This window comes from Amazonocrinis nigriterrae CENA67, from assembly GCF_016056305.1.
Lineage (GTDB): Bacteria > Cyanobacteriota > Cyanobacteriia > Cyanobacteriales > Nostocaceae > Amazonocrinis > Amazonocrinis nigriterrae.
This window is the reverse complement of record NZ_JAECZC010000075.1, coordinates 27543-34285: the sequence shown is the minus strand read 5'-3', so window position 1 is coordinate 34285 and position 6743 is coordinate 27543. Positions and strand designations below refer to the sequence as shown.

General features: G+C 41.9%; 5 protein-coding genes and 1 pseudogene. 3 read left to right on the top strand and 3 right to left on the bottom strand.

Going from position 1 to position 6743, the window contains the following annotated elements:
• On the bottom strand, positions 1-1249 hold a 1249-nt coding region (locus I8748_RS27355), incomplete at its 3' end, for a type IV pilus twitching motility protein PilT (RefSeq protein WP_198127661.1).
• A 711-nt stretch (positions 1250-1960) separates the two neighbouring features.
• On the opposite strand from I8748_RS27355, the gene I8748_RS27350 reads away from it, so the two are divergent.
• Both I8748_RS27350 and wecB read left to right on the top strand, forming a co-directional pair.
• On the top strand, positions 1961-2335 hold the full coding sequence (locus I8748_RS27350) for a hypothetical protein (protein WP_096557162.1): 375 nt from the start codon (positions 1961-1963) through the stop codon (positions 2333-2335).
• A 223-nt stretch (positions 2336-2558) separates the two neighbouring features.
• Entirely contained in the window at positions 2559-3686 is a 1128-nt protein-coding gene (wecB, locus tag I8748_RS27345) for a non-hydrolyzing UDP-N-acetylglucosamine 2-epimerase (RefSeq protein ID WP_198127660.1), read from the top strand.
• 101 nt (positions 3687-3787) lie between these two features.
• Here wecB and I8748_RS27340 read toward each other — a convergent pair whose 3' ends face one another.
• A complete protein-coding gene (locus tag I8748_RS27340) occupies positions 3788-4606 on the bottom strand; it encodes a peptidoglycan-binding protein (protein ID WP_198127659.1) in 819 nt (272 codons plus the stop codon).
• 286 nt (positions 4607-4892) lie between these two features.
• Complete coding sequence (locus tag I8748_RS27335; protein WP_198127658.1) at positions 4893-5822, bottom strand: M23 family metallopeptidase; 930 nt, start codon at positions 5820-5822, stop codon at positions 4893-4895.
• A 518-nt stretch (positions 5823-6340) separates the two neighbouring features.
• Between I8748_RS27335 and I8748_RS27330 the strand changes: the two are divergent.
• Positions 6341-6743: pseudogene (locus I8748_RS27330) on the top strand (FAD-dependent oxidoreductase); the annotation flags it as partial.

Here is a 6743-nt window from a genome sequence, read left to right as displayed (position 1 = left end):
CTAAAGCTGTTTCTTCCGTGATCCGTCCTTCTTGGTAAAGATTGAGTAGTGACTGATTCATGGTGATCATGCCATCAAAACTGGCTTGCTTCATCAGTTCGGTGATTTCATCATACTTACCATCTTTGATCCATTCTTTGATAGCCTCGGTGTTGATCAGGATATCGTGGAAAGCAGCCCTCTTGCCATCGGTTGTGCGGCACAAACCTTGAGCAATTACTGCCACTAAAGATTCAGAAATTGCTACCCGCATTGCATCCTGTTCTTCACCTGAGTACAAATTGAGTATCCGTTCAATGGTTTTCACAGCGCTATTGGTGTGTAGGGTTCCCATTACCAAGTGACCAGTTTGAGCGGCTTTCAATGCGGTGTTGACTGTTTCTTTATCCCGCATTTCCCCCACTAGAATCAAATCTGGATCTTCCCGCAAAGCCGCTTTTAAAGCATTGTCAAATTTCCGGGTGTGCATTCCAACTTCCCTTTGCTTAATTAGGGACTTGCGGCTTTGGTGAACAAATTCTATAGGGTCTTCAATGGTGATGATATGCTTAGCCATCTCTTTATTGATATAGTCAATCATCGCCGCCATCGTTGTGGATTTACCAGAACCAGTCGGGCCAGTCACCAAAATTAAACCTTTGTGGTAATGGCAAACGTCTCGAAAAACTGTAGGTAATCTCAACTGTTCCATAGTCAAGATTTTTAGCGGAATCAACCGCAGCACCATAGCATGGCCTTTAAGAGAGCCAAAAACATTAATCCGCACGCGAGCAAATTCATATTGAGTTGCTCCATCAAATTCTAAGTATTCTTCAAACCGCTGAATTTCGGCTTCTGTCATCACCTCCAGCAACCAACTAATAAAAGTATCGTGATTCGTTTCTGGATAATCTGTTGTCTGAATTTCTCCTCGGTTGCGGAAGCGAGGTATTTCACCTACACCCAGATGAACATCAGAATAACCCTGGTCGTAAGCTTCTCTGATAATCTGCGCTAAAGTTAACCCCGAACTCCTATTTTTGGTTGTAACAGAACTAGGCATTGGTGGTGGAGTACCTGGACGATGAGCGCCAGCAGGTGCAGACATGGGGGGAGGTGGTGGGCTGATATTTCTATTCACTGACCCCATATCCAATGTTTGTGTAGTCTGGCGCTGTGTCGTCATCAATGATGGTGGCGGTGGTGGCATTGGGGGCGCATTACGGGGAGCAGTAGTATTGGAATTTGATGGATGCTGTGTTTCTGTCATATTTCTTTAAAATTTGGCATTGATAAACTTGAACGATCAAAAGTCTCTATTGGCAACCTCTAGAGCGCTAGGAGACAGAATTGTGACTGTCTTTTTGCCCATTACTTCAAAGCAACGGTCAGCTATGTTTTATGATTTTTACTTGTATATTTTTTTCTATTAATCAAAATTGTGTGAACCTATGAGTAATTTTTTTGCCTACTTTATCTTGTTTAGCACACTACATTCCTTTGCTATTTCAGAAGTTTCACTTATAAAGTAATGTATTTAAATTAGCTAGTATAAAGTTTTAAATACTTTTTTTTGTTAAATGAGAAAATTTTCGTAGACATTGAGCGAAGTTGCTAGCAAATAAACAGCAAAATTATTAGCAGATAATTTATTTAGGCTGATCTATGAATTATGAGAATGACCGCCACTTTTGATAAGAAGTGTTAAGCGTAATCCCAGTCAAGAATTTGAAATGCATACTGGCAGCGAATGCACTTTACCTTCTACTCCTTAAGATAGATACTGAAAAAGAGTTTTATCGCTAACTGTGAACTAGACTTTACATTCATAATTACAAAAAATTAACTGTAAACTTTAGTAACTAAATGCTCATTTTCATCATAGGGTTTTATATACTGAATTTCACTGAAACAATTCAGTTAGCTCGCTACAAGCGAAAACTGAAATAAAATTTTGCTGTGTAATTTAGGAGGAAAAGTCATGGTTTCGGCTCAGAGCTCTAATCTAGGTAAGACCTACTCCTTGTTGATGGTCAAAAGCTTTTTAATCTGGACTTTCACCTTGGCAGTATGCTTGTTGGTTGTCGGTTTTCCATTAGTTGTGTTGATGGCTACGGTTGGATGTCTGTTGTCGATTGTGTTGCAATCTGTAATGCCTGTTAGTGCTGTTTTACTTGTAGCAGGTGCTTTAATTATGTTTAATGTCATGGCAGTAGCGATCGCTGCTGGAGTGCTGACATTGAAAGGTGTGCATCCAAGTGATGTTAAATGGTTAAGTTGGCTGCATGGAGAAGCAGAACAAGCACAGACCACTGTCTACGCTGCTTGCCCTTTAACTTGTGATATCAAACTATAGTTCATACCGCTAAATTCGACAAACAGCGCATCTGCCCGGTTAAGCCGGGTTTTTTCATGCTTTTTTGTTGGTTGTTAGTTGTTGTTAGTTGTCAGTTGTTGGTTGTCAGTTGTTGGTTGTCAGTTGTTGGTTGTCAGTTGTTGGTTGTTAGTTGGAATGATTGACTAATCACCATTGACCATTGACCATTGACTAATGACTAATGACTAATGACCATTGACTAATGACTAATCAAAAACGAGTTTATATTATCTTGGGTACACGTCCGGAAGCGATTAAATTAGCTCCGGTAATTCAAGTTTTTCAAAAATCAAGTGACTTTGAGTCGCAAGTCATTTTAACTGGACAGCACCGCGAGATGGTTGAACAAGTGATGCAGCTGTTTAACCTCAAAGCAGATCATGACTTAGAGATTATGCAGCGTCAGCAATCTTTAAGCGATATTACTTGTCTCAGTTTGCGAGGCTTAGAAGCTTTATTCCAAGAGAGTAAGCCAGATTTAGTCATAGTGCAGGGAGATACTACTACAGCTTTTGGGGCAACTTTAGCAGCTTTTTATCACAAAATTCCTGTAGGGCATGTAGAAGCAGGATTGAGAACTGATGACTTATTCAATCCTTATCCTGAAGAAGCTAATCGAAGGCTAATTTCTCAACTTACACAATTACACTTTGCACCAACTGCTTTGGCTGTGGAAAATTTGCAGCGTTCTGGTGTGTTGGGAGAAATTCACCTGACGGGTAACACAGTAATTGATGCACTATTAAATGTGGCTGCAACTCAACCAGCTTGTGATGTACCTGGTTTAAATTGGGATGCTTATCGCACCTTGTTAGTAACAGTCCATCGGCGAGAGAATTGGGGAGAACCACTACAAGCGATCGCGCAGGGATTTCTGCAAATATTAGAAAAGTTCCCCGATACAGCTTTGCTTTTACCATTACACCGCAATCCAACAGTACGAGAACCGCTGCAAGCACTTTTAGGCAATCATCCACGAGTCTTCTTGACAGAACCCTTAGATTATGCGGAACTAGTGGGTGCAATTGGGCGATCGCATTTTTTACTCACCGATTCTGGTGGTTTACAAGAAGAAGCACCCAGCCTAGGAAAACCAGTGCTAGTTCTCAGAGAAACTACAGAAAGGCCAGAAGCAGTCAGTGCAGGTACAGCTAAGCTTGTAGGAACCACCACTGAGAGTATTGTTGCAGCTGCGGCACAGTTGCTGAGTAATCCCCAAGCCTATGAAGCGATGGCTAACGCAATTAATCCTTTTGGGGATGGTCATGCAGCAGAGCGTATATTACAAATTGTAAAGAATTATTTAGGGGTTTCGTCAATGAACGGATAGGGAGGTTGGGAGATAAGGAGATAGGGCGACAAGATGTAATTTCTTCCTCATCTTCCTCATCTTCCTCATCTTCCTCATCTTCCTCATCTCCCCCATTTTCCCTATCTTCCCAATAAAAGATTTCGAGTTTGAGGGCCAACTACCCCATCTACAAGTAATCCATTACGTGCTTGAAAGTCTCGCACTCGGCTAGCAGTCACAGAACCATAATATCCTGTGGGTTCGATACCTAAAGCTGTTTGAACTTGTGAAACAGCTGGGCCTTTGGAACCAATAGTTAGAGTAATGGGGCCGCCAACGCCTGGACGAGGATTTGAGCCGCTATTTCCTAATAGGAGTCTTCGAGTTTCAGGCCCAACCACACCATCTGCAAGTAATCCATTACGCGCTTGAAAGTCTCGCACTCGGCTAGCAGTCACAGAACCATAATATCCTGTGGGTTGAATACCTAGAGCTGTTTGAACTTGTGAAACAGCTGGGCCTTTAGAGCCAATAGTTAAAGTAATGGGGCCGCCAACGCCGCCAGATGTATTAGTATTACCGGAATTATATTTACCACTAATCCATCTTTGGGAAATATATCTGCCTGGAGCCAGTCTGGCAAAACCGTTTTGAGTTTCTGTAATTGGTGGAAGCGCAGTACCATTTGGAAGACAATCCACAACTCGGTAAGCGGTACTTGGCCCAGTACGAACACTTAGACAATTACCATTAGTAGATACATATGCTGCCGAAGCTGATTGAGCCTGAGTGACAGCTGCAAACAATACACTGATACCAGCGAAAGCTAACCAAGCAGAAGATTTAAAAATTTGATGGGAACTGAATTGAAGCTTGGGAAGATTATATTCGGTATATTCTGCCTGTCCAGTTGCCTCTTGGTTAGCAATCAGCATGAGGGAATGAGCAAGATATTCCATGATGGACACCTTTGTATAAAAAATTTAGTTGTTTTAGAGAAATGCTTGAATTGTCTCTAAATTTAGTTTTTTTGTATCTTAGATTACTGTTAATCATAGAGCGTTTTTACTGGTAGCCGAATAAAAAAATAATAAAATTAGCAATGTCAAATTCAAGCGATCGCACTGATGAACATTAAGATTGCCAGGCGATCGCATTTACTGTGGTACTGGGGACTGGGAAAACATTCTCAAATCTGGGACGGGTCAGAGCAAATTCCTAATCCCTAATTTCCAGTCCCTTTTACTATCGATTTAAAATATAAAAATTATCAGATCTCAGTTGATTACCGTTTCGCCAGACTTCCACTTTTTCAGGGCTGACTAAATAAGAAAAACTACCATTAACTGCTTCATATCTACCTCTACCAATATTCCAAGCATGAAGCTTGACAGGCTTACTTGGGTTTTGTTTCAACTGACCAACATAAAATAATTGCCCATTTTCGTCACAGACTTTTACGCGAACGCTTGCTGTCTCACCCTCAATAACTGTGACGCCACTGCATCCCATATCAGTGCTGATAGGTGCAAAACTGACTGGAATTGGTTGTGTAGTAGAAACTTGCTTGACTGTTGGTGGTTGTGAGGCTAGATTGCTGAGCTTACTTGCTTGATGATTCTCAAAAATAGAAGTGGCTATTTGTTGTGGAGGTACTTTACCTGCGATTGGAGAGGACAATACACTAAGAGGATCAACCGCTAGGCGGCTATTTGGATGAAATTCAAAATGCAGATGAGATGCAGTACTATTGCCTGTACTTCCCATCTCAGCAATAATTTGACCTTGATTGACCTGTTGACCTTTACTCACCAATAAACGGCGGTTGTGACCGTAAACTGTGATACTCCCATCAGGATGTTCAATAGTGATGGCATTGCCTAGTCCCCAGTCATCCCAACCTGCTTGGACAACTGTACCAGAGGCGGCAGCAACAATAGGAGTACCCAATGCTCCTGCAATATCAATTCCTTCATGTTTATATTTGCGGAAGCCTTGAGAAATAACACCTTGAGTTGGCCAAATCAATCCAGAGGAAGGAATGGGTGTTTGTTGAGTTGGGGAATTTTCTGCTACTTGAGTTAAAGCTGAAGTATTTATACTTACTAATGTAGTTAATGATATTGAGCCAATTAAGCCATAAGTACAGAATCGACAAACATTAGCTTTTTTCATGAGTTGCAAAGTTATTAAAGCAAGAATTCAGCAGTCTCTGGTACAAGAAGGCAGGAGGAATAGTAGTTTTATACCCTTTTTCTATGAAATTGTACTTAAAGGATTTCCAAGTGTGTTCACAGTCAACAGTTAACAGTCATCAGTCATCAGTCAATAACTTTAACCGACATAATTTATTTTTTGGAGTTCCCTTAGTTGGAGATTACCCAAAAATGACCCAAAAGCTTAATTATCGAACCGCCCTTCGGGTTCAGCAGTGACGCTCCTGCGTCGCTAACGCTGCGCTAACGCAATCGACGCAAAGCGGAGGCACTCCGTTGGTGAGGCAGCCCCCGTCTTGGCTTCTGCCGAGATGGGGGACTGCCGAAAGGGTTTCCCGGCTTGGAGGAAGTGCCGTCCAAGACTGCGACTGCTTCACCAAGACGCAGAGAACGCCAAGAATTCCTAGAGTTTGCATAAGTGCTATCAGTCTTTAATTAAGATAATTTGAGTATATATTCTTACCTAAAAGCTAATTTATGGGAAATCAGACATACACAGCTGAGGTGTTAGTTGTTGGCGGAGGAACTGGAGGTACTGCTGCTGCTATCCAAGCGGCGCGGCGGGGAGCCAAAACTATCTTAGTGAGTGAATTTCCTTGGTTGGGGGGAATGTTGACTTGTGCTGGCGTGTCTGCACCTGATGGTAATGAATTGGCTGCTTTTCAAACTGGGTTATGGGGTGCGTTTTTGCGAGAATTGCGACAGCGACAGCCAACAGGACTAGATAACAGTTGGGTAAGCTTTTTCAGTTACGATCCGCGTGTTGGCGCAAAGATTTTTGCAGATTGGGTACAGGAATTGCCAAATCTGCAATGGATTTCTGGACGAGTACCTTTAGAGGTTTTACAGCGTTTTTCAATTGAATAGACACCAAATTTAG